The organism is Cyclobacterium xiamenense (genome assembly GCF_900109255.1).
Taxonomy (GTDB): domain Bacteria; phylum Bacteroidota; class Bacteroidia; order Cytophagales; family Cyclobacteriaceae; genus Cyclobacterium; species Cyclobacterium xiamenense.
Genome location: NZ_FNZH01000003.1, coordinates 646,161 through 673,134, shown reverse-complemented (window position 1 = coordinate 673,134; position 26,974 = coordinate 646,161). Strand labels below are relative to the sequence as shown.

The following is a 26,974-nucleotide window of genomic DNA, read 5'->3' as shown; positions in this document are numbered from 1 at the left end:
GTGAAAGTTTTTATAAACAAAGGACAATTTGCACTTAAAAAAGTACAATTATTTTATTGTCCATAAACAGGAAAAGACCTGACTGATAAGTCAGGTCTGTTACCGGTAAACCAAATCCAATCGGAGTTGGCTATTCAATGTTATTTAAGCTCGACTTCAGCTCCGGCTTCTTCAAGTTGCTTTTTAAGCGCTTCGGCTTCTTCTTTGCTTACTCCTTCTTTTACAGCTTTAGGAGCGCTGTCTACCACTTCTTTGGCTTCTTTTAGTCCCAAACCTGTCAATTCTTTTACAAGTTTCACGACTGCCAATTTTTGTCCACCTGCAGCTTTTAAGACAACATCAAAAGAAGTTTTTTCTTCTTCAGCAGCACCTTCGCCAGCGGCTCCACCTCCAGCTACTACAGTAGCGGCAGCAGCAGCGGGTTCGATACCATATTCATCTTTCAAAATTGCGGCCAACTCATTTACCTCTTTTACAGTCAAGTTAACTAACTGCTCAGCGAATGCTTTAAGATCTGCCATTGTATTAAATATTTAAATTGATTGTTTTTACTAATTTGAATGATTTGATTAAGCTTCTTTCTCGGCCAGGGTTTTTACCAGACCGGCAAGAATATTTTTACCGCTTTGAAGCGCAGATACCACATTGGTAGCCGGAGATTGCAGCAAGCTGATGACTTCTCCAACCAATTCCTCTTTGGATTTCAATTTGGACAGGACTTCCAGATTTGCTTCTCCAAGAAATTGATCCCCGTCTACAGAGGCTCCTTTGAACACCGGACGTTTCTCCTTAGGTCCCAGTTTTTTCCGGAAATCAAGGATGACTTTTGCCGGCAGGTTACCCACTTCCTGTGAAAACAAGATGCCGGAAAATCCTTTCAGTGTTTGTTCGGCAAATTCGGCATAGTCAGCTTCCAGGTTTTCAAGGGCTTTTTTGATCAGGGTATTCTTATACACCCGATATTCCAGTCCTTTTTCGAAACAAACCTTTCTGAAGCTATTAATTTGGGCCACGCTGAACCCCGACGCATCGGCAATGTAAAAATGCGGAGTAGTCTTCAGTTTGTCGGTAAGTTCTTCAATTATGGTCTTTTTATCTTCTCTAGTCATAATTATATACCTTGAATACTACTTTTATCGATGACGATACCCGGAGACATGGTGCTGGATAAATGAATACTCCTAAAATAAGTACCCTTTGCAGCAGATGGTTTCAATTTGGATATAGTCAGGATCAACTCCCGGGCGTTTTCCTGAATTTTTTCAGGAGTAAAGGAAACCTTTCCAACGCTTGCGTGAATGATACCAAATTTATCGACCTTGAAATCAATTTTACCAGCCTTCACTTCTTTAACCGCCTTCCCCACATCGAGGGTAACGGTACCGGACTTTGGATTTGGCATCAGTCCTCGCGGACCCAAAACCCTACCCAATCTACCTACTTTCGCCATTACATTTGGAGTGGTGATGATGACATCAATGTCGGTCCATCCCCCTTCAATCTTTGCAATGTACTCGTCTAAACCAACATAATCGGCTCCTGCCTCTTTGGCTTCTTCTTCTTTGTCAGGACTACAAAGCACCAATACCTTTAACTCCTTACCTGTTCCATGCGGCAGTGCTACCACGCCTCTAACCATTTGGTCAGCCTTTCGCGGGTCCACTCCCAACCGGATATCCAGATCTATGGAGGAATCAAACTTGGTGTTTGTAATTTCCTTAACTAACGACGAAGCCTCTGCCAGGGAATAGTGTTGGCTAGGGTCGTATTTAGAAAGAGCTTCTTTTTTCTTTTTTGTTAACTTAGCCATTTTTTACGTATTATTCCTCCCAAGGAGCTTTTCCTGAAACTGTGATTCCCATACTTCTAGCGGTACCGGCTACCATTCGCATGGCAGACTCTACCTGAAAAGCATTCAAATCGGGCATTTTCACTTCTGCAATTTCTTTCACCTGATCCCAGGACACTGCGCCTACCTTTTTCCTGTTGGGTTCAGCAGAACCACTCTTCAACTTTGCTGCCTCCAACAGCATGATTGCTGCGGGTGGCGTTTTTACCACAAAATCAAAGGACTTGTCCGAATAAATCGTCACAAGTACAGGAAGAACCTGGCCCATTTTATCCTGAGTTCTGGCGTTAAACTGCTTGCAGAACTCCATGATGTTCAACCCTTTTGAACCAAGGGCCGGACCAACTGGAGGAGATGGGTTTGCCTGGCCACCCTTCACTTGTAGTTTCAGATAACCAGAGATTTCTTTAGCCATTTCCTAATCTTGTTTTTCTACTTGTATAAAGTTTAACTCTACGGGAGTATTCCGACCGAATATCTTAACCATAACATTAAGCTTTTTCTTGTCTTCAAATACTTCCTCTATTACACCCGAGAATCCACTGAAAGGACCGTCCATTACCTTTACGGTCTCTCCAACTATAAATGGTGTATCCAGTTTTTCCGCAAACTCATCAATCTCCTCAACCCGACCTAAAATCCGGTTGATTTCTGACTGACGTAATGGCTCAGGGGTTTTGGAAGCCCCCCCTTGGTTTGACCCTAAAAAACCGATAACTCCCGGTATGCTCGTAATAACGTGATTGGCTTCTCCATGACTGAGGTCCGCATTGACCAAAACGTAGCCAGGAAAGAAATTTCGCTCCCGAACCCGCTTTTTGCCGTTACGCATCTCGTATACTTTCTCAGAAGGTATCAAAACTTCCGGAATGAATTCCTCGAGTTTCTGACGGGCAATTTCATTGTCAAGATAAGTCTTTGCCTTTTTTTCCTGACCCGCCACTACCCTGAGCACGTACCATTTGTGATCTGCCATCCCGTTTTTTAATTCTCTTTAGAATAAATCATAAAACCATGTCATGATGTTTTCGAAGGTCAGGTCAATTAGCCCAATGACCAAGGCGAAAATCAAGGAAGCCACCAACACCAATACGGCGCTGTTTTGAAGGGATGCGTACTTCGGCCAGGTGACCTTATTCTTCATCTCGTCAATTGACTCTACTACAAAATTTTTAACATTCATTCGTGTAAAATTGGTTAACAAAGAACCATTGTCGGCGCTCCATTTTTGGGAGCTGGTCCTTATTCAAAACATGTGTCCAAAAGCCCTGAAGTCAACCTCTGTCAACGATGGTTTTACTTACATTTTATTGCACGGGCGGAGAGATTCGAACTCCCATCAACGGTTTTGGAGACCGCTATTCTGCCATTGAACTACGCCCGTTTTTTTGCGAACTTCGAATAAGGAACGCAAAAGTAGTGATTAAAGGCCAAAGAAACAAATGCGATCCCGAGTAATTTCAGGATCGCATTCATACTATGATCAGCTAATCAAGCTTAGTCCAAAATTTCAGTTACCTGACCGGCACCTACCGTTCTACCACCTTCTCGGATGGCAAATCGAAGCCCCTTCTCAAGTGCTACCGGATTGATCAGTGTCACCTCGATGGTCACGTTGTCACCTGGCATTACCATCTCCACATTGTCGGGAAGCTTGATTTCACCTGTTACATCCGTGGTTCTCAAGTAGAACTGAGGCCGGTATTTGTTAAAGAAAGGTGTATGTCGTCCACCCTCTTCCTTCGAAAGAACGTAAACTTCTGCCTTGAAGTGAGCATGAGGCGTTACAGATCCAGGCTTACAAATAATCATACCTCGTTTGATCTGGCTCTTTTCGATACCTCTCAGCAACAAACCAACGTTGTCACCTGCTTCCCCACGGTCGAGGATCTTACGGAACATCTCCACACCAGTCACGGTAGACTTCAGTCCCTCGGCACCCATACCGATGATATCAACGCCTTCACCGGAATTGACAACACCACGCTCGATTCGACCCGTCGCTACAGTACCCCTACCGGTGATGGAGAACACATCTTCCACCGGCATTAGGAAATCCTTGTCAATCGCTCGTTCAGGAAGCGGAATGTGCTCGTCTACCGCGTTCATCAACTCCATTACGGTCTCTTCCCATTTGGCATCTCCATTCAGAGCACCCAGTGCAGACCCTGCAATTACCGGAATGTTATCTCCGTCAAATTCGTAGAAGGAAAGCAATTCCCGTACTTCCATCTCTACTAATTCAAGTAGTTCGGGATCATCCACCAAATCTACTTTGTTCATGAATACCACCAAAGCCGGCACCCCTACCTGACGTGCAAGCAGGATGTGTTCTCTGGTTTGAGGCATTGGACCATCAGTGGCGGCAACTACAAGAATTGCACCGTCCATCTGAGCAGCACCAGTAACCATGTTTTTAACGTAGTCAGCGTGACCGGGACAGTCAACGTGGGCGTAGTGCCTTAACTCCGTTTGATACTCTACGTGTGAGGTATTGATCGTAATACCCCTTTCCTTTTCTTCCGGCGCGTTGTCGATGGAAGCAAAGTCTCTTAATTCAGAAAGACCCTTTCTGGCCAATACAGTGGTAATGGCAGCAGTCAAAGTAGTCTTACCATGATCGACGTGACCAATCGTACCGATATTTACGTGTGGTTTGGAACGGTCAAAGGTTGCTTTTGCCATGCGTGAAAATCCTCTGTTTAGTTAAAGATTAAATTTTTTTAAATGATTGAAATGTTCAGAGCCAACGACGGGATTTGAACCCGTGACCTCTTCCTTACCAAGGAAGCACTCTACCCCTGAGCTACGTCGGCTTTTTACATCCAGTTTTATGCCCTATACTAAAGCATAGAGCGGGAGACGAGGCTCGAACCCGCGACCTGCAGCTTGGAAGGCTGCCGCTCTACCAACTGAGCTACTCCCGCTTATTTCGATAATTAAATAGTTCGCTGAACTACGTCCCCGCTTAGAGGCGTCCAAATTCCCTATTTTATTTTTAGAATCCAAAAATATCAAGCTATTATTAAGAAAACAATAACCCGAATCGCTCCCCTATTCCGAATTTACCCAATGAGCAAACGTGAACAAGCTTTCGTGGGGGAAACAGGATTCGAACCTGTGAAGACATAAGTCAACGGATTTACAGTCCGTCCCAGTTGGCCGCTTTGGTATTCCCCCAAAAAACAACAACTTTATTCGTTTCTATCCTCCACGGACCATCTTTGTTGTCGTAACGGATGGCAAAATTATACCCTTTTACTAAACATTCAAAATATTATAAAAAAAAATCTTCGGTTTTTTACGGGACCAAAAGTATCTTGTTCACCGTCAGTAATTTACTCCCCATTCAGATACGGTTCCAGGTAATATTCCTGGTAGCGGCGCACCATTTCATCCTCCTCTCCCGCAAACAAGGATTTGGCTTGTTTTAGCACGCCTTCTTCGTCGATAAATCCGAAGAGCGACTGGAATGCCGCCAATCTCACATAATTCTGCGGATGCTCCCGCCCCAAGGCTACCAGCCGGGCTATCGCTTCTGTTGCGTCCACATCCAACCGACTTGCAAAGTAATCCCCGTAATACCCTATAAAATAATAGAGTGACTCACCAGTAAGAAGCTGAAGCTTATCATGCATCCAGGCAGCCCCCTCCACCTCGGCACTCTCGGTAAGGTAATCCGCCAACGGGGCAATCATCCGTATGTTCTCCTCCTCCCGCAACCGCTCAAATAATTCTTTTTTGCTGGCTGCCTCGCCTTCCAGGTCCATAAATGCCCGTAGCGCTGCTCCGGCCACCTGATAGGATGAATCGTTGATTAGGCGATAAAACAGAGGCTGGAATTTTACGGGATCAATCCCTGCCAATACCTCCAGGGCTACGGACCTTACGGCATTGTTCGGATCGTTTTCTGCCAGATCCAAAATCGCATTTTCCAAGGAAAGCACTGATTCCCAACCGGACTCGCTGCGAAGCATTCGGTGAAGGGCAAGCTCACGTACCACCCAAAACGAATCCGAAAGGGCCGATTGAAGCAAGGACCGCGTATCCTCCCCATTGCGCGCGTCCGAGGTAAGGCTATCCAACGCTTCTACCCTGGACAGGCCGGACTGGGCGTAGACAAATTGCTTTTCCAAAAGTTTCCTACCTCTATATTGCTCTTTTTCTGCCAATAGTACCTGCCGCTCGTCAAAGAGAATCAGATCCGTACCCGGCCCGTTTTCCAGTGCAAATTGCTGGTAGGCCCGATCCAGCACAAATTCTCTTTCGATGCGTTCGCCCTCCTTGTATAAGGTAACGGTGAACGGCAGCTTGTAAAGGGGCGTTTTCTCTAAATCCTGATGCTGCTCAAGGGTTAGCAACACGTTGTCTTCCTCCGAATAATCCCAGTGTATCGCTAACTCGGGATGGCCGGGGGAAAGAAACCATTGATCAAAAAACCACTGCAAATCCATTCCGGATACCGCCTCAAAAGCCAACCGCAATTGGTGTACCTCCACACAACCCAGCGCATTCTCTATCAGGTAGCGGTGCAAGCCCTGAAAAAAAGCCTCGTCGCCCAGATACCTTCTCAGCATGTGTAATACCCGCCCGCCTTTCGCGTAGGTGTGGCTGTCAAACAGGTCCTCACTGTCTTCGTACTGGTAACGAATCAGCGGCTCCTGTTTCTCCTCGGCCTCATCCAGGTATTGCTCCACGGCATTAAAATGGTGCATGTCCGCAGGATCAGTTCCCTCTTTGTGCGCTATCCACAGGTATTCGGAGTAGTCGGCAAAGGCCTCGTTTAGGGTAAGGTTGGCCCAGGACTCCGTCGTCACGTAATTGCCAAACCACTGATGAAACAACTCGTGTGCGATGATGTAATCCCATTCGCTATCCAGGGCTTCCCGCTCGTTGAGTTGCAATGCTTCCATGAATACCGACAAGGTGGTGTTTTCCATGGCCCCGGAGACAAAATCCCGAACCACTACCTGATCGTATTTTTGCCAGGGAAAGGGTAGGTCCAGGAGATCCGAAAAAAATCGCATCATCTCTCCGGTATGGGCAAATACTTTTTTGGCCCCCGCCTGGAATTTCGGCTCTACAAAATAACGTAGGGGAATTCCATCCACCGTACCTCCATCAACGGCCGCAAAATCACCAACTACTACCGCGGAAAGGTAGGGAGCATGGGGCATATCCATGCGCCAGTGATCCGTTCGGGTGCCGTCACCATGGGACAGGCTACCCAATAGTTTTCCATTGCTAAGGCTACGGTAGCCTTCCGGTACCCGAAGGTGAAAATCATGGGTTTGTCGCTCGTTGGGATGATCGATTGTTGGGTACCATTTGGAGGTAAATTCCGTTTCTCCCTGGGTCCAAATTTGAACCGGCTTATCCGAATCGGTCGAATCGGCATTTATAAAATAAAGGCCCTTGGTATCCGTAAATGCTGCACTACTTTCCGAGCTACCCTTTTCAGGAAAAGCGGTATAGCGAATCCCTACCTGAAGCGTGTCCCCCTTGCTAAACGTTTTAGGCAGCACCAGTGTCAGCGCTTGCTGATCGTAGGTAAAGGCAAGCGGGATTTGCTCCACCCCCTCCTGTAGGACGGCTTCGTGAACTTCAAAGTCCACCGCATCCACTACCAATGTATTCTGCTCATAAAAATAGGGAGTCACTGTCAGGAGCGCTTCCCCCATCACTGCTTTTTTGGCATAATCGAAAGCCAACCAAAGGTCCGTGTGTACCAGGTCAAAGGTACGGGTTGCACTGGCCTTGTAGCCCTGCAGGGCCTGCTCCTTTTCCCGGATCCGTTGCAGGCGTAGATTCACCCGCTTTTCCGGGGCGGTTTCCGCCAGTACAGGTTCCGGCCGAGGCGCTTCTCCCTGCAGCGTTTGCGCGGCAGGTTTGCATGAAAGTAGGCAAAGCAGTACGCCCAGGTAGCAAAATAATTGGCTGTATGTTAAATGCATGAATAAATTTCGTTTCTGTGACCAAAAAACAGCAGCCCTTCTGCTGAGTGGAACTACCTGCCAAACAGCTACATCAGTAAGGCTGCACTTACGCGGCTTAAAATTAAGGAAAGGACCGAACTTTAACTAACTAAACCACTACTTATGGATTCGCAAAAATGAATGTAGGGCGAAACTTTCTGGCAGATGCCTGCGGGGTATCCTTCGGTGTAGCGATCAAACTACCCATGCAATCCCAACGGAAATGCGATTCAGGACCGGTTCGCGGAAGCAATGTGGTTGATTCCTATCGTGCTCCCCCGCCACAGATTTGATCTGTTTTAGCCCCATTCCAACCGTCCACCTCAAGAAGGGGGAGGACAGAAAAAAACGACCGCCCGACCCATTTTTAAGAATAAGATTTAGTATTCTAAAAACAAGGATTTATATTTGTCGGGCTATAAATCGAAAATACGTATGCCCGGTATCCAATTATAGTCAGGTCGGTCTACCACTCAAAATTATTCCAACATGAAATCGAGCATGGCGTATCCGTCACACAGTGGGATTATGATAAAGTATGCGAGATTCCATCTGACAGCTAAAAAACAAATTATAAACAGATGAAATACAAACGAATTCTCCTGAAGCTTAGCGGGGAAGCCCTAATGGGTGAAAACAGCTACGGCATTGACTCCAAACGTCTGCAGGAATACGCCACTCAGATAAAAAATGTACACGATATGGGCGTGGAAGTGGCGATCGTAATCGGTGGAGGGAATATTTTCAGGGGTGTTCAGGCTGGAAAAGTAGGAATTGACCGGGTTCAGGGCGACTACATGGGAATGCTTGCGACCCTAATTAACGCCATGGCCCTACAGAGTTCCCTGGAGCAAAACGGGATGTACACCCGGCTGATGTCAGGTATCAAGGTAGAAAGTGTCTGCGAGCCATTTATCCGCAGACGGGCAATCCGCCATTTGGAAAAAGGAAGGATCGTGATATTTGGGGCAGGTATCGGTAATCCCTATTTTACAACCGACTCGACAGCAAGTCTACGGGCGATTGAGATCGAAGCAGAGGTGGTTCTAAAAGGTACACGTGTGGACGGGGTATATTCCGCCGATCCGGAAAAGGACAAAAATGCCACCCGCTATGCCCGCATCACCTTTCAAGAGGTGTACGAAAAAAACCTGAATGTCATGGACATGACGGCGTTTACCCTGTGTCAGGAAAACAACCTGCCCATTATTGTTTTTGACATGAATAGGACCGATAATTTATTGCATCTGATACAGGGAGAGGAAGTAGGAACATTGATTACATCAAACCAATAAAGTCCAATGGAAGAGATCCAAATGTATTTAGAGGAAGCGAAATCGCTGATGGAAAAAGCTGTTCAGCACACGGCCGCCGAACTAGTCAAAATCAGGGCGGGTAAGGCGATGCCCAATTTTCTGGACGGAATACTGGTGGCCTATTACGGTACCCCTACTCCCATTCAGCAGGTAGCCTCCATTACCACTCCAGATGCCCGGACATTGGCCATCAAGCCCTGGGAGAAAACGCTTATTCCGGAGGTGGAAAAAGCCATCATCAACTCTGACTTAGGTCTGAATCCGCAAAATAATGGAGAGATGGTTATGCTCACCATCCCGCCGCTGACCGAGGAACGTAGAAAAAACCTGGTGAAGCAAGTTAAAAACGAGTGCGAAAACGGTAAAATTAGCATCCGAACCGTCCGTAAAGATACCAATGACGCGCTAAAAAAGCTACTGAAAGAGGGCGCTTCCGAGGACGAGGTAAAGCGCGCCGAAGACACCGTTCAAAAATTCACCGACACCTATACTTCCAAGATTGATACGCATTTCGAAAAGAAAGAGGCGGAGATCATGAAGGTCTAACGCAACCACCGTACTTGGCAGGGGTCCAAAAAAATAAAGAACAGACAGCTAGTAGCTGACTATTCTTTCCTGTATTAAACCTTACCAGGCAAAGATAACCATTTTTCCCCTGGATTAAAAACCTACTTTTTGCCGCTTTTTTCCCTGAATACGCTTTTTCCTTCGAAAAGCCTCGGGAAGGAGCTAGCAAACGCGCCTTTTTCCTCTCAATTTCGCGGCGAGTTCGGTGACCTGTCCTCCCTGCTACTTTCCGGTCGGGAAGCACCAGCTTAATAACTACCTCTTCAATCCCCCGAAATCTTCGGCAAATACCAATTGTTTCTACTTTTTTTTACAAGAAACCAAAAAACACCAACTTTACTAACTGTTAATTTTTTGGCCGATTTTTTAAAAAGTGATAACCGTTTGACAAACCTTATTGAAATAATTCATGGAAAAGACAATTCCATTGAAAACAAACCATTGGTCATTTTTGAGGGCTCGAAACGGGCTATTGCATAAGCCAAAAAATACCATCAAATTTAAAGTGTTATTTTAACAATAACTTCAATCAATTATTAACCTATTTCTTTTACGTATGCAAAACTATTTACCTAAAACAAAACTGTTTTTGTTGGGTTTGGCATTGCTATTAGCAAGCAGCTTGACAGTACATGCGCAGTCCAGGGAGGTGACCGGTACGGTCTTATCCTCCGAGGACGATTTGCCCCTGCCGGGGGTTTCGGTATTGGTAAAAGGCACGACTCGTGGAGCAGTGACCGATATTGATGGTAACTACCGGGTAGCCTTACAGTCCGGAGACGAAACGCTGGTCTTTTCTTTTGTTGGGTTTGACAGCCAGGAAGTGGTGGTCGGAAACCAGAGCACCATTGACATCACCCTTAGCCCCGACATGCAGTCGCTAAGCGAGGTGATCGTCGTGGGCTACGGTGAGCAGAAGAAGGAAACCATCACGGGCTCAGTGGCGACGGTTCAGGGCGCCGAATTGGTGAAATCACCTGCCATGAACCTGACCAACTCCATTGCCGGCCGAATGGCGGGGGTAATTGCCGTAAACCGCAGCGGCGAACCGGGTTATGATGGTTCGGGTATTCGAATTCGGGGATCAAACACCCTTGGAAACAACGATGCCCTGATCGTAATCGACGGTATACCAGCCAGAGCAGGTGGTATCGAGCGACTAAACCCCAACGATATCGAAACCATTTCGGTATTGAAAGATGCCTCTGCTGCCATTTATGGAGCCCGGGCAGCCAACGGGGTTATCCTGGTTACGACCAAACGAGGTAAAGAAGGCAAGCCTGAGTTGACCTACCAGTTTAACCAGGGATTCGCTCAACCTACCGTTATTCCCGATCTGGCAGATGCTGCCCAGTATGGAGAAATGCTGAATGATCTTAGCGTGTACGAATTACCCGTAAACGAATGGCGGTCTGCTACCGATGCTTACCGATCTACAGGCAGCTACACCCGGCCCGACGGTCAGGTACGAACCGCTCCTTTTAGCCCGGAAGCATTGGCTTTGCACCGGGCAGGGACCGATCCCTGGAACTATCCCAACACCGACTGGTACGGAGAGACGCTTAAAACATGGTCTCCACAAGTACGCCACAACCTACAGTTAAACGGTGGTTCTGAAAACTTGCGGTACATGGCCTCTTTGGGCTACCAAAACCAGGATGCGTATTACAAGAATTCCGCTACCGGTTACAAGCAGTACGACATGCGGATCAACCTGGATGCAAAGATCAACGAATACGTGGATTTGCAGTTGGGCGTGCTAGCCCGTCAGGAATACCGCTTCTTCCCTACTCGGGGCGCAGGTGCCATTTTCCGTATGCAGATGCGAGGTAAGCCCCATGAGCCAGCTTTCTGGCCTGACGGCAGACCCGGACCAGATATCGAGAACGGTGAAAACCCCGTGGTAATCACCACCAATGCGACCGGATACGATCGGGATACACGCAACTACTTCCAGACAAACGGAGCATTGAACATCAAGATCCCGGGAGTAGAAGGCTTGAAATTTCAAGGTACGGCCTCTGTGGATAACCTGAGCCGATTCATCAAACGATGGGAAACACCCTGGATATTGTACCAAAGAGGCAGCGGCTTTGAAGCAGATGGAGTTACGCCCGTATTGGTTCCCAGTGAGAGGGGACCGGCCGAACCTCGTCTACGGCAGACCAATATCAACCAGTTGAATATCTTGCTGGGAGGTGTTTTCAGTTACGAAAAGCAAATTGGTGATCACGGAATCAATGCGCTGGCCGGTGTGAACCAAGAGACCGTGGAAGGAGACAACTTCTTTGCCTACCGAAGGTTCTTTATTTCCCCCGCTATTGACCAAATGTTTGCCGGCGGTGATGCAGAAAAAGACAACGGCGGAGGAGCTTTTGAAAGAGCCCGTCTCAACTATTTCGGCCGGGTTGCCTACAACTATCAGGAAAAATACCTCTTTGAATTTTTGTGGCGATACGATGGATCCTACATTTTCCCTGAGCCTACCCGATTTGGTTTCTTCCCTGGTGTGATGGCCGGATGGGTTGTTTCCGAAGAAAGTTTCTGGAAAAACAACATCCCGGTGATGGACTTCTTCAAAATAAGAGGATCCTGGGGCCAAATGGGTAACGACCAGATCTTCTTTGGCGGATCCCTTCAGGAATACCAATTCTTATCCACTTACGGTTTCCGAAGCCAGATCTTGGAAAATACCGAAGCGAAAACCTTGTTTGAGACCCGCGTACCCAACACGGCAATTACCTGGGAAGTGGCCAACAACTCCAACCTTGGTGTGGAAGGACAATTGCTTCAGGGTAAAATCTTCTTCGAATTGGATTACTTTTACAACAAGCGAACCAATATCCTTTGGAGAAAGAATGCCTCTGTTCCACAATCTAGTGGACTTTCCTCCTTGCTTCCTGCGGAAAACATAGGTGAGGTAGAAAACCAGGGCTTTGACTTCAATATCGGATACCGTGGTCAGAAAGGCGATCTATCGTACAGCGTCAGTGCCAACGGTGGCTATGCCTACAACAAAATCCTATTCTGGGACGAGCCTCCGGGAGCACCTGACTGGCAACGATCCACCGGCAAGCCGATGAATACCCCTGCCCCGGTTTACCTGTATGACGGCGTATTCCCTAATCAGGCTGCGATCGATGCAGAGACCCTGGATTACACGGATATCACCAACCAATTGCGACCTGGTGACATGCGCTTTAAGGATTACGATGGAGACGGTGCCATTACCCCCCTTGACCGGGTTCGTTTGGACCGAAACAACATCCCCCGTTTCCAGGGAGGTGTCAACATGAATGCCAGTTTCCGAAACTGGGACATGTCTGTGCTGTTTCAGGGAGCTGCCGGAGCCATTGCCTTGGTTAGTTTGGGCGAATCCGGAAACATCGGTAATTACCTATTGGAGTTCTATGAAAACCGATGGACCATCGATAACGAAAGTACCGAGTACCCACGAATTGCCAACCGTAGCGATCAGTACTATTCAAGTGGAAACGACTTCTGGTTCAGAAATTCCGATTACATCCGTTTAAAGAACCTGGAGATAGGGTATACCGTACCTCAGCAGGTGGGCGAGCGATTTGGTATCAGCAACCTGCGCTTTTATGCCAACGGGCTAAACCTACTCACCTGGGATAAGCTGGATGTATACGACCCAGAATCCGATAGCGCCACCGGGCAATACTATCCACAAGCCAGGGTAATTAACGCGGGCTTGTCCGTTACATTCTAAATCCATAAACTTTGAATATGATGAAAAATATAAAATATTTAGGGTTGGGTCTGGCGATTTCTTTGTTCACTACTTCTTGCGACGAAGAATTTCTGAATACACAACCGTTAGGAGAAGTTTCTGAATCTGCCGTTTGGCGGGATGCAGGGCTCGCAGAGGCCTTCGTTACCGATCTGTACAGTGGCCTGGCCCAAGGTGGATTCAATGAGCAAGCCTTGTCTTCACTGACAGACGAAGCCATCTTTACCCACCCGGGTAGAAATATCAACACCGTCACGGAAGCCCGTTCCAACCCGCAAAATCCAGGTTGGATCGATGCCACCCGGAACTGGCCAAACATGTACAACAGCTTGCGGGCAACCAATATAGCGATTGCAAACCTGAGCGACCCACAGTTTCCCAATACCGGAGGAATCGTGGATCGACTTCTGGGAGAAGCCACGTTTATGCGCGCATACTTCCACCACCAGTTGCTTCGGAACTTCGGTGCTGTCCCCTTGGCTGACCGCCCCTTTACGCTGGAGGAAGAAACCTACGAACTCCCTCGAAACACCTTCCAGGAAGTCGTGGATTTCATCGTGGCGGATTTGGATCGTGCGGCTGATTTGCTGAGCGACCACAACCCCATCCGCGGACGCGCCAATGAGATTGCCGCACTTGCCCTGAAGTCCAGGGTATTGATCTACGCCGCTTCTGACCTTCACGACATGCCTACGGCTTCTGCCAAATCGGACGTGATCGCAGGTTATCAGAACAAGGAGCTGATCGGATTCACCTCCGGTAGCCAAACCGAACGTTACCAGCGAGCCCTGGATGCTGCCAAAGCAGTTCTGGACAAAACCAGTGGTAACATGCTTGACCTGACTGCTCCCCTTCCCCACGAAGAGGCCATCCAAACCTACATGAACAACTCCCTCTCCAGAAACGGCGGGGAAGCCGAGATGATTTTTGGAAGGTACTTCCTGTCTCAAAAGCCGGAATGGGGTGGCCGCCACGGGCTTCATAACGGACCCAATGGCTACAACAACTGGGCCGGAAATACGCCCGTACAGCTATTGATCGATGACTACCAAATGATGGATGGTACGGAGTTTGACTGGGATAACGAAGAGCACGCCAGCGCTCCCTACGAAGATCGGGAGGCCCGCTTCTACGCCACCTTCTTGTATGAAGGCGCTCCCTGGAAGCCTCGTTCTCCAGCCAATCAGGCCCGTGACCCACTTGGACAAATCCAAACCGGTACCTACGAAGTGGTAAATTCCCAAGGAGAAAAAGTAACCCATTTTGGTCTGGATACCCGAAACAGCCCTATAGAAGACTGGAACGGAAGCTACACCGGGTATTACCTGCGGAAATTTATCGAGCCGGATCCGAATTTCGTCGACCAGAACACCTGGCAGGAAATTCCCTGGCCGCATATCCGCTTCACCGAGGTGGTCTTTAATTACGTGGAAGCGAACATTGCGCTTGGCAACGACGAAGAAGCCAGAAACTGGCTGAACAAAATTCGTTTCCGTGCAGGCCTGCCAGCCATCGACGCGTCGGGTGAGGACCTCTTAAATGCCTTCATTAACGAAAAGCGCGTAGAAATGGTCCACGAGGAGCAACGGTATTACGATGCACGTCGTTGGATGATCGCACCGGAAACATTGGGAAGACAAGCCGATGGAATCAGCATCGTCGGAACCCTTAAGCCGGGCAAAGAGCTTTCCCTCTACCGCTACGATCCCGAATTCTATGATTATTCCTACGAAGTCATTGAAATTGACCCGGGAAAAGAAAACCGCCTCTGGTTGGATAAGATGTACTGGATGCCCATCAATTTTGATGAGATGCAGCGAAACGGCAACCTGATTCAGAATCCGGGTTACGAAAATTAATAGCTTTTGCTGCTCCCAAACGATAAAAGGCGATCTTCGGATCGCCTTTTTTTCTTTCGTCGCTTGCCCGTGATTTCCAGCGACCTATCCAGGGAACAAATTACCGGGAAGCTCCACAATTATTTCTATATTTGCAGGGAAATCGTTTCATTTCTATGTGCAATTACTTCCTTAGTAAAATACAGGTTTTGGCAGGCATCCTGCTTCTTTTATCCTGCCAGGTGGAAACCGAAAAAGCCCCTCAAACAAAGCAGTTTACCCATCTGCCTACGGAAAAAACCAGGGTGCTGTTCGAAAATACACTCACTGAAGGATTGAATACGAACATACTGATGTATGAATATTTCTACAATGGCGGGGGAGTGGCCGTAGGTGACCTCAATGGAGACGGGCTGGATGATTTGTATTTTTCAGGAAACATGGTTGAAAACCAGCTTTACCTGAACAAAGGGAACCTGGAATTCGAAGATATTACGCAAACCGCAGGGGTCCAAACCCGCCCCGGCCCCTGGAAAACCGGGGTTAGCATGGCCGATGTAAATGGAGACGGCTGGCTGGACATTTATGTCTGTTACTCCGGAAGTCTGCCCCCGGAAAAGCGGAAAAACGAACTGTATATCAACCAGGGACCCAATTCGGAGGGCATACCCATCTTTGAGGAAATGGCTGCTGCTTACGGTATAGACAGCGAGGCCACCAGCACCCAGGCCAGCTTCTTTGACTACGACAACGACGGCGATCTGGATCTTTTCCTACTTAACCACAACCCAAAATCACTTCCCGTACTGGACGAAGCCAGTACGGCCGACATCCTCAAAAATATGGACCCGGCAGGTCCCCAACTTTTTAGAAACGATGGAGATACCTTTACGGAAGTCACGGCCGAAGCGGGTATTTTGCGGGTGGCCCTTTCCTATGGCCTGGGTGCAGGTATTTCAGACCTGAACGGCGATGGATGGATGGACATCTACATCAGCAATGACTACACGGTGCCCGACTACCTCTATCTAAACAACGGAGACGGAACGTTTACCGATGCTATTGGCGAAGCACTTGGCCATACCTCCCATTTTTCCATGGGCAATGATATTGCCGACATCAATAACGACGGGTACCCCGATATTTTTACCCTGGACATGCTGCCGGAAGACAACAGACGCCAAAAACTACTCATGGCTCCGGACAATTACGAAAAATTTGAATACAACCTCAATGTGGGCTTTCATCACCAATACATGCGGAACATGCTCCACCTCAACCATGGAAACGGCTCGTTTAGCGAAGTGGGGCAGTTGGCAGGTGTATCCAATACCGATTGGAGCTGGGCTGCCTTGCTGGCAGATTTTGACAACGACGGGCACAAAGACCTGTACGTAACCAACGGATATTTTCGGGACTATACCAATCAGGATTTTTTGAAGTACATGGCCGACTACCTGAAAAACAACCAAAACGGTTTGCGGCGAGAAAACATCCTCAAACTGGTACAAAGCATGCCTTCCTCCAACCTGACCAATTACATTTTCAAAAACAAAGACGGCCTGTTTTTTCAAAAAAAATCGGAAGATTGGGGAGTCCATCAGCAGGCAAATAGCAACGGGGCAGCCTATGCCGACCTGGATAATGACGGCGATCTGGACCTGATCGTAAACAACATCAACCAGCCGGCATTTATCTACCGAAACAACGCGGATTCGTTGCAAAGCGATCAGCACTTCCTGCGCGTAAAGCTACAGGGAAAGCCGGAAAATAACCTGGGCATCGGTGCAAAAGTCAGCCTTTATTACCAGGATCAACTCCAGGTGATCGAACAAATGCCAAGTCGCGGGTACCAGTCGAGCGTATCGCCTACCCTTCATTTTGGATTGGGCAACGTGGGTAAAATTGATTCCCTCTGGGTTACCTGGCCCGGAGGGCTTTCTGAAAAGCTAACCGATGTTTCAAGTAATCAGACACTGACGCTTGTACAAGAAAACGCCACGAAAAAAAGACCTGCGACGAAGATACCTCCTACGCTCTTTGCGGAGGTTTCACCGGCGATTGATCATCGATCTCCCACAAACACCATTAATGATTTTAAACGGCAACCTCTAATGGTGAATCCTTTGTCATTTTCTGGCCCTGTGCTGTGCAGCGGCGACGTTACAGGAGATGGCAAACTGGACCTGTATATCGGAGGTGAAAGCGGACAGGCAGGGAAACTCTACATTCAGCAAGCGGACGGTAGCTTTCGCCTGCAAAACGCAAACGCTTTTGAGGTAGACAAAGCATTTCAGGATACGGACGCCCTCATGGCGGATTTTACCGGGGATGGATGGCCTGACTTGTATGTAGCAAGCGGCGGTTACGGCTCGCTTATGCCCCAGGATCCCTTGCTCCAAGACCGGTTGTACGTAAACGACGGTACCGGCACATTCTCCCGCGCACCGGATTTACTCCCGGAAATGCACAGCAGCACCGGGGCTGTTGCCGCCCAGGATCTCAATGGGGACGGTCTGCCCGACCTTTTTGTTGGGAGCAGGGTGATTCCAGGCAGGTATCCGGAAATCCCCCCAAGCTACCTGCTCATCAACCAAGGCGGAGGAAAGATGGTGGATGAAACCGAGGACTGGTATCCCGAATTCTCCAGACTTGGACTGCTAACCGATGCAAGTTGGGCGGACCTTAACGGCGATGGGAAGGCGGAGTTGATTGTTGTGGGAGAATGGATGCCCGTATCGGTATTCGAACAGACCGGAGAAACCCTACAGCCCTCCACCGGTACATTCTTTGACGAACCGCAATCGGGCTGGTGGAATACCCTGCACGTATCCGATGTAAATGGGGATGGCCTTCCAGACCTACTCGTGGGCAATCAAGGGCTGAACAGCCAGGCAACAGCCAGCAAAGAAGCGCCCGCGGAAATGTATTTCAAGGATTTTGATGACAACGGCGCTATCGATCCAATTCTAAGCTTATATATAGAAGGCGAACCCTACCCCTACCTGACCCGGGACGAGTTGTTGGATCAGATCTCCAGTATGCGAACGCGTTTCACGGATTACGCCAGCTACGCCGAGGCAAAACTGGAAAACATTTTTTCCAAATCGGAATTGGAAGACGCCGGCTACCTAAAGGCAATCTCTTTGGAAACCAGCTTGTTTATCAATCAGAAAGATGGCCGGTTTAGCCAAGCTTCCTTGCCTGCGGAAGCCCAGTTTTCGCCCGTTTTTTCGGTCATCGGCGAAGATCTCAACGGGGACGGTCACTTGGATTTTATCTTGGGCGGGAACATTGAACGGGCCAGATTACGTTTTGGTAAATACGATGCAAATTACGGTACGGTACTGCTGGGAGATGGGCAGGGAAACTTTTCCTACCTGCCCCAAAGAAATTCCGGATTGGACATTAAAGGGGATGTACGCAGCATGCAGTTGCTAAATGGTGTCCTATATGTAGGCATCAACCGGGAACGCCTCGTCGCCTATCGGCTACAAAATCAGGAAAACTATTAATGCATGAAATCAACAGGGACACCTCTACTAAACCTTTTCCGTCAAACAGGGAAGCTCCTTGGCTGGACACTCGCTGTACTCCTGGTTTCTTGCCAGTCAGCCATAGAAAAAAAACCGGTACCCGCCAAAAGCATCGGATGGGTGACGGAAAAAATGACGGACCTCATGGTCCACGACATTACCAATCCTCCCCTTGCGGCACGATTTTACGCCTATGCCTGTCTCTCCGGATACGAGGTAATTGCTTCTGGCAGTGAGACCCATCCCTCTCTTTCCGGGCTGGTAAACGGACTGGATTCCCTCTCCCGGCCGGTAGGAGATAGTCCTTCTGTTCCCATGAGCGCCATTTTTGCCATGGTACACACGGCAGCTGCGTTGCAACCTTCCGGCTCGGAACTAGGCGCCTTTGAGGCGAATTTTGCCGACTCCTGCAGGAGTTGGGGGTACGATTCACAGGAAATCGCTCAGGCAAAGGAATATGGAGAACAAATTAGTCAACAGATTTTGGATTATGCCAAGGCTGATAGATACCGGGAAATTAGCAATTATCCCCGGTACCAACCCAGTACAGGGGAAGGGAAATGGTACCCTACTCCTCCCGGTTACTTTCCTCCGGTAGAGCCGTATTTCAACACGGTCCGTCCCTTTTTGATTGAAAGCGCCGATCAATTTAAGCCGGATCCCCCCGTTCCGTTTTCCGAGGATCCCGATTCAGAATTTTATGCCTTGATGAAAGAGGTATACGAACTCGATTTAGACCGGGAAAAGCGGGAAATTGCTGCGTTCTGGGATTGCAACCCTTTTGCGCTGGAAGAGACCGGACACCTGATGGTGGGCATCAAGCAGATATCCCCAGGTGGCCATTGGATGGGTATCGCAGACATCGCTTGCCAAAAGGCGGGGTTGACTTTTGACGAATCCATGGAAATAAACACCTTCGTCGCCCTTGGTTTGATGGATGGGTTTATCAGTTGTTGGGATGAAAAGTATCGCAGCGACCGCATCCGACCCGAGACGGCCATCCGGAAACTCCTGAATCCGACGTACCAGCCCTTGCTGCAAACGCCTCCGTTTCCGGAATACCTGAGCGGGCATTCCACGATTTCAACCAGCTCGGCGGTGATTCTAACCCATTTCTTCGGAGATGCATTTTCTTACGTGGATACCGTAGAGGAAAAATATGGATTGGGAACCCGGGAATTCAGTTCGTTTCTCCAGGCATCGGAGGAAGCCAGTATTTCCCGATTGTATGGAGGCATTCATTTTATGGACGCCATTACGCGCGGACAGGACCAGGGAAGAAAAGTGGGCCAATGGATCCTACAGAAACGCGAAGCATACCTGGGACAGTAACAGGCCTTACAAAAAATCGAGTAAATTCATTTTCTTAACCGGCTAGTTCAGAAGACATGATCGCACGAGTAAAACGAAATCAAAACGGATTGTGGGTAGGCCTACTTGCAAGCATGCTTACCTGGATGGCCTGCACACCGGATGAATCCTACAAAGAGGTCCTCCAAGAGAGTTTCTTTTTGGTAGATGCCAACGAGCAGTTAACGGAGGTCATGGTGCACGATATATTTTCCCCGCCCGTGGCAAGCCGTATTTACACCTACCCGGCCATTGCTGCGTATGAGGTGGCGGTATTGGCCGAGCCGGATACCTATGTATCCTTAATGGGCCAGTTGAATGGGTCCGAGGCGCTAAACATTTCAGTGGATACGGATGGACAACCAATCAATTACCAGATGGCGGCACTAACTGCCTATTACCGGGTCGCCTCCAAACTGGTGTTTTCCGAACAGGACATAATAGACCGGCGGGATGCGCTGTTTCAAAGGGTAAAAGATGCGGGAATGCCTGCCGCTGAATTTGCCCGTGCGGTTGACCTGGGAGAATCCGTAGCGGAGCAAATCCTGGCCTATGCCGCGCAGGACAACTACCACGAGAGCAGGTCCTTTGAAAAATACACTATTCGCGACGACCTGGGTAGTTGGCGGCCAACGCCTCCCGCCTACATGGAAGGAATTGAGCCGCATTGGAACAAGATCCGGACGTTTTTCTTGGATTCGGCAAATCAGTTTGTCCCGGAGCCCCCGCCCCCGTTCGACACCCTTCCCGAAAGCCGGTTTTTTCAGGATGCGAAAGAGGTCATGGATGCGGGCAACCAGCTGAACGACTTCCAGGAAGAAATCGCCTATTTCTGGGATTGTAATCCCTATAAAATGAACGTCAAAGGGCACGTAATGTATGCGGAAAAGAAAATTACACCTGGGGGCCACTGGATGGGCATCACGGGGATCGCATCCAAAGCAAAAAATCTGAATTGGCGGCAAACCGCTGAAGCCATGGCCGTCGCATCCATCTACCTGTTTGATGCCTTTATTTCCTGCTGGGATGAAAAATACCGAAGCGTGCTGATTCGACCGGAGACGTATATCAACCGGTACATGGATGAAGAATGGACGCCGCTGCTTCAAACGCCTCCCTTTCCGGAATATACCAGTGGGCATAGCGTGATTTCCACAGCAGCTTCGCAAGCCCTTACGGGATTGTTGGGAGAGCCTTTTTATTTTCTGGATTCAACCGAGGTAAAATACGGATTGGGCACCCGGGAATTTAATTCATTTCGGGAAGCTGCGGAGGAGGCGGCAATCAGCCGCTTTTACGGGGGCATCCACTACCTGCCCGCTATCACCAACGGGGTCGACCAGGGAAGAGCCGTTGCCTCCTGGATCGAAGGGCGGATTCGTACCCGGAAAATCTCCCTGGCAGAAACGGTCACTCGCCCATAAGGAATTAGGTGAAGAATTTCTTGTCCCTGATATAATCCAAGACGTGGGGGTGTAGCAGGTACCTCACAGAACCTCCTTTTTGTAGGGTTTTTCGGATAAAGGTAGCCGATATATCCAGCAAAGGGGCCTCCACGTAGCGCACCGCCTCGTGCTCGATGATCTTATTTTTGCCCGGTCGGGGATACACATACAGCCCGTAGTGATGCAGAATTTGTTCGCTGTTTTTCCATCGGTGAAAGTGCGTCATATTATCCCCTCCGACAATGAGGGAAAAATCGTGCCGGGGGTATTTTTCCGAAAGGTACGTCAGGGTATCAATGGTATAACTTGGTCTGGGCATGTGAAATTCCACGTCCAGCACCTTGAATCCAAAATGATCGGCGGTGGCCAATTCTACCATCCGTAACCGGTCAAATTCGTGTAGTAGGGAACGGTTGGATTTGTGGGGGTTTTGTGGGGAGACCACAAACCAAACTTCCTCCAGATCGGTTTGGTCCTGCAAGATATCCGCAATGATCAAGTGGCCCACGTGGATAGGGTTAAAAGAGCCGAAAAATAATCCTATTTTCAAACCGTCTTTTCTCCTATAAAGTCCCTAACAAGCTTTTCTGCCTCCCGAAAGGAAACCTCCAGGTCCTTGTTGATCAGCGTCACATCAAACCGGTCTTCGAAACCCATTTCAAATTTGGCTTTGTAAATTCTTCGGGAAAGACTTTCCTCCGATTCCGTCCCCCGGCCCCGAAGCCGTTCGGCGAGATCCTGCATGGTCGGTACCTTTACAAAGATTGCCAACCCGTTTTCCCCAAAATAATTTTTTAGATTCAGCCCACCCTTAACATCCACATCAAAAATCACGTGTTTTCCCTGATCCCAAATGCGCTGAATTTCCTCTTTCAGGGTTCCGTAAAAGTTACCCTCGTATACTTCTTCCCATTCGATAAAGGCATCCTGGTTGATCTTCTCCCGAAATTCCTCGGGCGAGAGGAAATAATAATCCTTTCCGTTGACTTCGTCCCTTCCTCGTTTGTCCCGGGTACAGGCAGATATGGAAAAACCCAATTGGGGGACATGCTGCAAGAGGTGCTTTACGATGGTGGTTTTTCCTGAACCGGAGGGGGCTGAAAAAATAATTGCTTTTCCCTGAGCCATAAAAAGTTATTTGATCTCTTGGATTTTTTGTCGAATGCTATCGGCTAACTCGGCAGGCACCATCTGTTTGGTGCATTTATTTTTTAAAATTTCCCGGATCACCTTTTCCAGGTGGTAATGCTCAAAACAGGGTTGGCACTTGGCTAGTTTTTCATCTAAAATCTCCTTTGAACTTGACGTTTCTTCCCCATCCAGAATGCTTTCCAATAGCTCAAAGCACTTGCTCTCGTCACTACAGTTCAATTTTCGTTTACCGGATTCGCTGGATTTGTTTCGGTTTTTGTCCATTTCAACTTATTTTTCGATTATTCTTCCTCCGTATCGTAGCCCATGTTTTCAGCGTAGGATCGAAGTTTGTCCTTCAATAGGTTCCTGGCTCGGTGAAGTCTGGATCGGACCGTACCAATGGGGATATCCAGTATTTTAGCCATTTCTTCGTAGGTAAATCCTTCAAGGTCACAAAGGATAATAACCGTTCTGAAATCCACGGCAAGGCTATTGAGCGCATTGGAGATCTCGTCTCCCAACATGTCTTTGACTGCGTCCACCCTCAAATCTGAGGTCATCGTATAGTCAACACTATCGGAGTTATAATAAGTTTCAACTTCCTGATAATCTACCTTCGAAGGTTGCTTGCTCTTCTTCCGGTATTCGTTGATAAAACTGTTTTTTAAAATCCGAAAAAGCCAGGCCTTCGCATTGGTGCCTTTTTCAAAAGAATTGATAAACCGATAGGCCTTCAGGTAGGTGTCCTGTACCAGATCTTTCGCATCGTCCTCATCAAAAGTCAATCGATAGGCAAAATTGTACATGGAATCAATGTGAGGCATGAACTCATGATCAAAGATGCTATTTTTTTCTTTATCGGAATATTTTTTTCGCTGCACTTCGGACATAGGGCATAAAATTACAAATTGACTTTATTTATAACTAATTTAAACCAAGAAAGTCATCATTATTTCATTATTTTGATCTTTCGTTACCTAGCTAAACACCGCACTCATTCTGCATGCTCCTGATTCGCCTGTTCTCCAGATTGCCGCTTCCGGTCTTGTTTATTTTTTCAGATCTGCTCTACCTGTTGGCCTACTACTTGCTCGGGTACAGAAAAAAAGTTGTACGGGAGAACCTGATTCATGCTTTTCCGGAAAAAACCGACCGCGAACGGCGAGCCATCGAACGAGCTTTTTACCGGAATTTTACCGATTCCCTGGCAGAAACCATCAAACTTCTTACCATCGGCAAAAAGGAATTAACCCGGCGATTTCTTTCCAAAAATCCCGCGCTCATCTTTGACAAAGTGGCCGATGGAGAAATCATCATCGGGATGTGCGGGCATTTTTTCAACTGGGAAGGGCACCTGCTTTCGGTTTCTTCCAAGGTGCAGGAAAAATGCGAAACCGTCTACACCCGGGTAAACCAGCCGTTTTTTGAAAACCTGATGCAAAAAATCCGGGGGAGAATGGGCGCGGCACTGACTGAACGTAAATTGTTTCAACGGGTATTCCTAAAAAAGCGGACCGAACCCCGACTGATCGTCCTTGCTGCTGACCAACGACCCTCACGTGCCGATATTCGTTACCGACGATCGTTTATGCATCGCGATACTACTTTTTTTGAGGGTGCTGAAAAACTGGCAAAAAAATTCAACCTGACGGTAATTTATGCCCATACCAGCAAGCCCCGGCGAGGATATTACGAATTTGACTACCGGCTGCTCACTGCTCCTCCCTACACCGATCAACAGCCACATTCCATCACCGATGCATTCGTTTCCGTACTGGAGGAGAATATTCGCGAGCAACCGGCACTGTACCTCTGGTCCCACAATCGATGGAAAAAGCAAGCAAATGCAAACGTGTAACATAGAAAAAGAAATGGTAACTTTGAAGCGGCTATAGTAAAAAGAAAATAGAACTACCCTTATGGATTACCTCGCAAGCCTCAACCCCCCGCAACGAGAAGCAGTAGAACGAACGGAGGGTCCGGTAATGATCATTGCAGGAGCCGGCTCCGGAAAGACCAGGGTTTTGACCTATCGAATTGCTCACTTGATTCATGCCCGGCAGATTGATCCTTTTCAGATTCTCTCCCTGACCTTTACCAACAAAGCCGCGAGTGAAATGAAGCATCGGATCGAAAAACTTATCGGCCTGGATGCACGGAATACCTGGATGGGCACGTTTCACTCCGTATTTGCAAAAATTCTCCGGGTGGAAGCTCAAAAGCTTGGCTACCCAAGTAACTTTACCATCTACGATACCGATGACAGCAAATCGCTGTTACGCTCCATCGTGAAGGAGATGAAACTGGACGACAAAGTCTACAAAGCCAATACGGTCCTGTCCCGCATTTCCGGCGCAAAAAACCGACTCATCGCCTGGGAAACGTACCTGAATGATCCCTTCATCAAAGCAGACGACGAAGCAGCCATGAAACCACGGGTCGGAGAAATCTATAAAAACTACCAGAACCGTTTGTTTCGCGCAGGGGCCATGGATTTTGATGATCTGCTTTTCAATACGAATGTGCTCTTCCGTGACCATCCGGACGTCCTGAATAAATACCAGCAACGCTTTCGCTACGTGATGGTGGACGAATTTCAAGATACCAACCTCTCCCAGTACCTGATCACCAAAAAACTGGCGGCCGTCCACCAAAACATTTGTGTGGTAGGGGATGATGCACAGAGCATTTATGCCTTCCGGGGTGCCGACATTCAAAACATCCTAAACTTTGAAAAAGATTATCCCGATCTTTTCGTTGTAAAGCTGGAGCAAAATTACCGGTCGACGAAAAACATCGTGGAGATTGCAAACTCCATTATTGCCAAAAACAAATCCCAACTCCAGAAAAACGTTTGGACCCAAAATGATAACGGGGATTTGATCGAACTCATGAAGGCTGCCTCCGACAACGAGGAAGGACGCATGGTGGCTACCACCATCTTCGAAGAAAAAAACAACAAAAAACTGCGAAACAGCGATTTCGCAATTCTTTACCGAACCAATTCTCAATCCCGTTCCATGGAGGAGGCGCTTCGGAAACTGGGTATCTCCTATCGGATCGTCGGGGGCCTCTCCTTCTATCAACGACGGGAAATCAAAGACCTGATGGGCTACCTCCGGTACGTGGTCAACCAGGAGGACGAGGAGGCCTTCAAACGAATCATCAATTACCCCAAGCGAGGGATCGGCTCCACCAGCGTGGAAAAAATGATGATCGCCGCTTACGAACACGACATTCCCCTGTGGGAAGTCATCTCCAATAGCAGCAGCTTTTTGACGGGAAGAGCCGCCAATACGGTAGGGGATTTCTGCACGATGATCCGCAGTTTTAAGATTGAAGCCGAACGAAAAGACGCATTTGAAACTGCTAGCAGCATTGCAAAGCAATCCGGATTGCTGCGCGAACTCTACGAAGACAAAACCATTGAAGGACTAAATCGGTACGAAAACGTACAGGAATTGCTGAATGCCATCAAAGAATACGTAGACAATCCGGAAAACGAGGACAAATCCCTCGGGGCATTCCTGCAGGAGATTGCCCTGCTGACCGATGAGGACCAAAACAAGGAAAACCAGGACACGGTAACCCTGATGACCATTCACTCCTCCAAGGGGCTTGAATTTAAGTACGTATTTGTGGTAGGTATGGAAGAAGACCTCTTTCCCTCCCAAATGATGATGCAAAGCCGGGAGGATCTGGAAGAAGAAAGACGGCTTTTTTACGTGGCTACCACCCGGGCGATGGACCGTTTATTCTTAAGCTATGCCCTGACCCGATACCGCTACGGCAGGCTGCTCAACTGCGAACCCAGCCGCTTTCTGGAAGAGATCGATCCGACCTTTATAAAAGTGAACAAAAAGATCAGCAGCAATCTTTCGAGCAGTTTCCGGGACCGAGAGGGTAGCCAGGGCTTCGTGGGGCTGAAGAAACCAGCCATGCGAGCGAGCACGGCAAAGCTGCATACGCCAAGCCCCGATTTCAAACCCTCCAATACCAACAACCTGCTGGAGGGCATGCAGGTAGAACACCCAAAATTTGGCTTCGGAAAAGTCGCCGCAATAGAGACGGAAGGTGCCAACCGAAAAGCGCGTATTCACTTCGAGCATTTTGGAGATAAAACATTATTACTTAGCTTTGCAAAACTTCGCATCCTAGAATAAACACGAGAAGACCGATACCCAGCGCATGGCAGACTGACCATTACCTA

21 protein-coding genes and 4 tRNA genes are annotated in these 26,974 nt (G+C 48.2%); 9 read left to right on the top strand and 16 right to left on the bottom strand.

Features of this window, described 5'->3' with window-relative positions:
• Window positions 1-140 precede the first annotated feature (140 nt).
• The 12 genes from rplL to BMW71_RS12355 form a co-directional block, all read right to left on the bottom strand.
• Window positions 141-521 carry a 50S ribosomal protein L7/L12 gene (gene rplL / locus BMW71_RS12410; RefSeq protein ID WP_092174277.1) on the bottom strand — a complete coding sequence of 127 codons (381 nt, stop codon included), beginning with the start codon at window positions 519-521 and terminating at the stop codon, window positions 141-143.
• Between the two features lie 48 nt (window positions 522-569).
• Window positions 570-1,109 (bottom strand): 50S ribosomal protein L10, encoded by a 540-nt coding sequence (rplJ, locus tag BMW71_RS12405; RefSeq protein WP_092174274.1) that lies wholly within the window; start codon window positions 1,107-1,109, stop codon window positions 570-572.
• Between the two features lie 2 nt (window positions 1,110-1,111).
• The gene (gene rplA, locus BMW71_RS12400) at window positions 1,112-1,810 is read right to left on the bottom strand and encodes a 50S ribosomal protein L1 (RefSeq protein ID WP_092174271.1); all 699 of its coding nucleotides are present in this window, start codon (window positions 1,808-1,810) and stop codon (window positions 1,112-1,114) included.
• Between the two features lie 10 nt (window positions 1,811-1,820).
• Entirely contained in the window at window positions 1,821-2,264 is a 444-nt protein-coding gene (gene rplK, locus BMW71_RS12395; protein ID WP_092174268.1) for a 50S ribosomal protein L11, read from the bottom strand.
• A gap of 3 nt (window positions 2,265-2,267) precedes the next feature.
• The gene (gene nusG / locus BMW71_RS12390) at window positions 2,268-2,825 is read right to left on the bottom strand and encodes a transcription termination/antitermination protein NusG (protein WP_092174265.1); all 558 of its coding nucleotides are present in this window, start codon (window positions 2,823-2,825) and stop codon (window positions 2,268-2,270) included.
• 18 nt (window positions 2,826-2,843) lie between these two features.
• On the bottom strand, window positions 2,844-3,032 hold the full coding sequence (secE, locus tag BMW71_RS12385; protein ID WP_092174262.1) for a preprotein translocase subunit SecE: 189 nt from the start codon (window positions 3,030-3,032) through the stop codon (window positions 2,844-2,846).
• Between the two features lie 130 nt (window positions 3,033-3,162).
• A tRNA-Trp gene (locus tag BMW71_RS12380) sits at window positions 3,163-3,233 on the bottom strand.
• A 113-nt stretch (window positions 3,234-3,346) separates the two neighbouring features.
• Entirely contained in the window at window positions 3,347-4,534 is a 1,188-nt protein-coding gene (gene tuf, locus BMW71_RS12375; protein ID WP_092174259.1) for an elongation factor Tu, read from the bottom strand.
• Between the two features lie 59 nt (window positions 4,535-4,593).
• Window positions 4,594-4,665: transfer RNA gene (locus tag BMW71_RS12370), tRNA-Thr, on the bottom strand.
• A 38-nt stretch (window positions 4,666-4,703) separates the two neighbouring features.
• Window positions 4,704-4,776: transfer RNA gene (locus BMW71_RS12365), tRNA-Gly, on the bottom strand.
• A 170-nt stretch (window positions 4,777-4,946) separates the two neighbouring features.
• Window positions 4,947-5,029: transfer RNA gene (locus BMW71_RS12360), tRNA-Tyr, on the bottom strand.
• A gap of 158 nt (window positions 5,030-5,187) precedes the next feature.
• A complete protein-coding gene (locus BMW71_RS12355) occupies window positions 5,188-7,803 on the bottom strand; it encodes a M1 family metallopeptidase (RefSeq protein WP_092174256.1) in 2,616 nt (871 codons plus the stop codon).
• 602 nt (window positions 7,804-8,405) lie between these two features.
• On the opposite strand from BMW71_RS12355, the gene pyrH reads away from it, so the two are divergent.
• The 7 genes from pyrH to BMW71_RS12320 all read left to right on the top strand — a co-directional run bounded on the left by pyrH (window position 8,406) and on the right by BMW71_RS12320 (window position 21,609).
• Window positions 8,406-9,119 carry a UMP kinase gene (gene pyrH, locus BMW71_RS12350; protein ID WP_092174253.1) on the top strand — a complete coding sequence of 238 codons (714 nt, stop codon included), beginning with the start codon at window positions 8,406-8,408 and terminating at the stop codon, window positions 9,117-9,119.
• Window positions 9,120-9,125: 6 nt separating this feature from the next.
• The gene (frr, locus tag BMW71_RS12345) at window positions 9,126-9,686 is read left to right on the top strand and encodes a ribosome recycling factor (protein ID WP_092174250.1); all 561 of its coding nucleotides are present in this window, start codon (window positions 9,126-9,128) and stop codon (window positions 9,684-9,686) included.
• A gap of 577 nt (window positions 9,687-10,263) precedes the next feature.
• On the top strand, window positions 10,264-13,440 hold the full coding sequence (locus BMW71_RS12340) for a SusC/RagA family TonB-linked outer membrane protein (protein ID WP_092174247.1): 3,177 nt from the start codon (window positions 10,264-10,266) through the stop codon (window positions 13,438-13,440).
• A 20-nt stretch (window positions 13,441-13,460) separates the two neighbouring features.
• Window positions 13,461-15,320, top strand: a complete 1,860-nt coding sequence (locus BMW71_RS12335; RefSeq protein ID WP_092174244.1) for a RagB/SusD family nutrient uptake outer membrane protein — start codon at window positions 13,461-13,463, stop codon at window positions 15,318-15,320.
• Between the two features lie 155 nt (window positions 15,321-15,475).
• Window positions 15,476-18,814: a VCBS repeat-containing protein gene (locus tag BMW71_RS12330; RefSeq protein ID WP_092174241.1), complete on the top strand. Its 3,339-nt coding sequence runs from the start codon at window positions 15,476-15,478 to the stop codon at window positions 18,812-18,814.
• A 3-nt stretch (window positions 18,815-18,817) separates the two neighbouring features.
• Window positions 18,818-20,167: a vanadium-dependent haloperoxidase gene (locus tag BMW71_RS12325; protein ID WP_244891162.1), complete on the top strand. Its 1,350-nt coding sequence runs from the start codon at window positions 18,818-18,820 to the stop codon at window positions 20,165-20,167.
• Between the two features lie 56 nt (window positions 20,168-20,223).
• The gene (locus tag BMW71_RS12320) at window positions 20,224-21,609 is read left to right on the top strand and encodes a vanadium-dependent haloperoxidase (protein WP_092174238.1); all 1,386 of its coding nucleotides are present in this window, start codon (window positions 20,224-20,226) and stop codon (window positions 21,607-21,609) included.
• 4 nt (window positions 21,610-21,613) lie between these two features.
• On the opposite strand, the gene nadD is transcribed toward BMW71_RS12320, so the two are convergent.
• From nadD to BMW71_RS12300, 4 genes are read right to left on the bottom strand one after another with little or no spacing between them, the layout of a single operon-like run.
• Window positions 21,614-22,180, bottom strand: coding sequence for a nicotinate (nicotinamide) nucleotide adenylyltransferase (gene nadD, locus BMW71_RS12315; RefSeq protein ID WP_092174235.1), 567 nt, complete (start codon window positions 22,178-22,180; stop codon window positions 21,614-21,616).
• A complete protein-coding gene (gene gmk / locus BMW71_RS12310) occupies window positions 22,177-22,758 on the bottom strand; it encodes a guanylate kinase (protein WP_092174232.1) in 582 nt (193 codons plus the stop codon). Before gmk ends, nadD begins: the two co-directional genes overlap by 4 nt.
• Window positions 22,759-22,764: 6 nt before the next feature.
• Entirely contained in the window at window positions 22,765-23,046 is a 282-nt protein-coding gene (locus tag BMW71_RS12305; RefSeq protein WP_092174229.1) for an anti-sigma factor, read from the bottom strand.
• Window positions 23,047-23,063: 17 nt separating this feature from the next.
• Window positions 23,064-23,654 (bottom strand): sigma-70 family RNA polymerase sigma factor, encoded by a 591-nt coding sequence (locus tag BMW71_RS12300; RefSeq protein ID WP_092174226.1) that lies wholly within the window; start codon window positions 23,652-23,654, stop codon window positions 23,064-23,066.
• Between the two features lie 113 nt (window positions 23,655-23,767).
• Here BMW71_RS12300 and BMW71_RS12295 point away from each other — a divergent pair, with 113 nt between their 5' ends.
• Complete coding sequence (locus tag BMW71_RS12295; protein ID WP_092174223.1) at window positions 23,768-24,622, top strand: lysophospholipid acyltransferase family protein; 855 nt, start codon at window positions 23,768-23,770, stop codon at window positions 24,620-24,622.
• A 61-nt stretch (window positions 24,623-24,683) separates the two neighbouring features.
• A complete protein-coding gene (locus tag BMW71_RS12290) occupies window positions 24,684-26,927 on the top strand; it encodes an ATP-dependent helicase (RefSeq protein ID WP_092174220.1) in 2,244 nt (747 codons plus the stop codon).
• Window positions 26,928-26,974 lie beyond the last annotated feature (47 nt).

Excerpts from the sequence above, each read along its gene's own strand:
- rplL (WP_092174277.1), bottom strand. The coding sequence starts at position 521 with ATGGCAGATCTTAAAGCATTCGCTGAGCAGTTAGTTAACTTGACTGTA.
- rplJ (WP_092174274.1), bottom strand. The coding sequence starts at position 1,109 with ATGACTAGAGAAGATAAAAAGACCATAATTGAAGAACTTACCGACAAA.
- rplA (WP_092174271.1), bottom strand. The coding sequence starts at position 1,810 with ATGGCTAAGTTAACAAAAAAGAAAAAAGAAGCTCTTTCTAAATACGAC.
- rplK (WP_092174268.1), bottom strand. The coding sequence starts at position 2,264 with ATGGCTAAAGAAATCTCTGGTTATCTGAAACTACAAGTGAAGGGTGGC.
- nusG (WP_092174265.1), bottom strand. The coding sequence starts at position 2,825 with ATGGCAGATCACAAATGGTACGTGCTCAGGGTAGTGGCGGGTCAGGAA.
- secE (WP_092174262.1), bottom strand. The coding sequence starts at position 3,032 with ATGAATGTTAAAAATTTTGTAGTAGAGTCAATTGACGAGATGAAGAAT.
- tuf (WP_092174259.1), bottom strand. The coding sequence starts at position 4,534 with ATGGCAAAAGCAACCTTTGACCGTTCCAAACCACACGTAAATATCGGT.
- BMW71_RS12355 (WP_092174256.1), bottom strand. The coding sequence starts at position 7,803 with ATGCATTTAACATACAGCCAATTATTTTGCTACCTGGGCGTACTGCTT.
- pyrH (WP_092174253.1), top strand. The coding sequence starts at position 8,406 with ATGAAATACAAACGAATTCTCCTGAAGCTTAGCGGGGAAGCCCTAATG.
- frr (WP_092174250.1), top strand. The coding sequence starts at position 9,126 with ATGGAAGAGATCCAAATGTATTTAGAGGAAGCGAAATCGCTGATGGAA.
- BMW71_RS12340 (WP_092174247.1), top strand. The coding sequence starts at position 10,264 with ATGCAAAACTATTTACCTAAAACAAAACTGTTTTTGTTGGGTTTGGCA.
- BMW71_RS12335 (WP_092174244.1), top strand. The coding sequence starts at position 13,461 with ATGAAAAATATAAAATATTTAGGGTTGGGTCTGGCGATTTCTTTGTTC.
- BMW71_RS12330 (WP_092174241.1), top strand. The coding sequence starts at position 15,476 with ATGTGCAATTACTTCCTTAGTAAAATACAGGTTTTGGCAGGCATCCTG.
- BMW71_RS12325 (WP_244891162.1), top strand. The coding sequence starts at position 18,818 with ATGAAATCAACAGGGACACCTCTACTAAACCTTTTCCGTCAAACAGGG.
- BMW71_RS12320 (WP_092174238.1), top strand. The coding sequence starts at position 20,224 with ATGATCGCACGAGTAAAACGAAATCAAAACGGATTGTGGGTAGGCCTA.
- gmk (WP_092174232.1), bottom strand. The coding sequence starts at position 22,758 with ATGGCTCAGGGAAAAGCAATTATTTTTTCAGCCCCCTCCGGTTCAGGA.
- BMW71_RS12305 (WP_092174229.1), bottom strand. The coding sequence starts at position 23,046 with ATGGACAAAAACCGAAACAAATCCAGCGAATCCGGTAAACGAAAATTG.
- BMW71_RS12300 (WP_092174226.1), bottom strand. The coding sequence starts at position 23,654 with ATGTCCGAAGTGCAGCGAAAAAAATATTCCGATAAAGAAAAAAATAGC.
- BMW71_RS12295 (WP_092174223.1), top strand. The coding sequence starts at position 23,768 with ATGCTCCTGATTCGCCTGTTCTCCAGATTGCCGCTTCCGGTCTTGTTT.
- BMW71_RS12290 (WP_092174220.1), top strand. The coding sequence starts at position 24,684 with ATGGATTACCTCGCAAGCCTCAACCCCCCGCAACGAGAAGCAGTAGAA.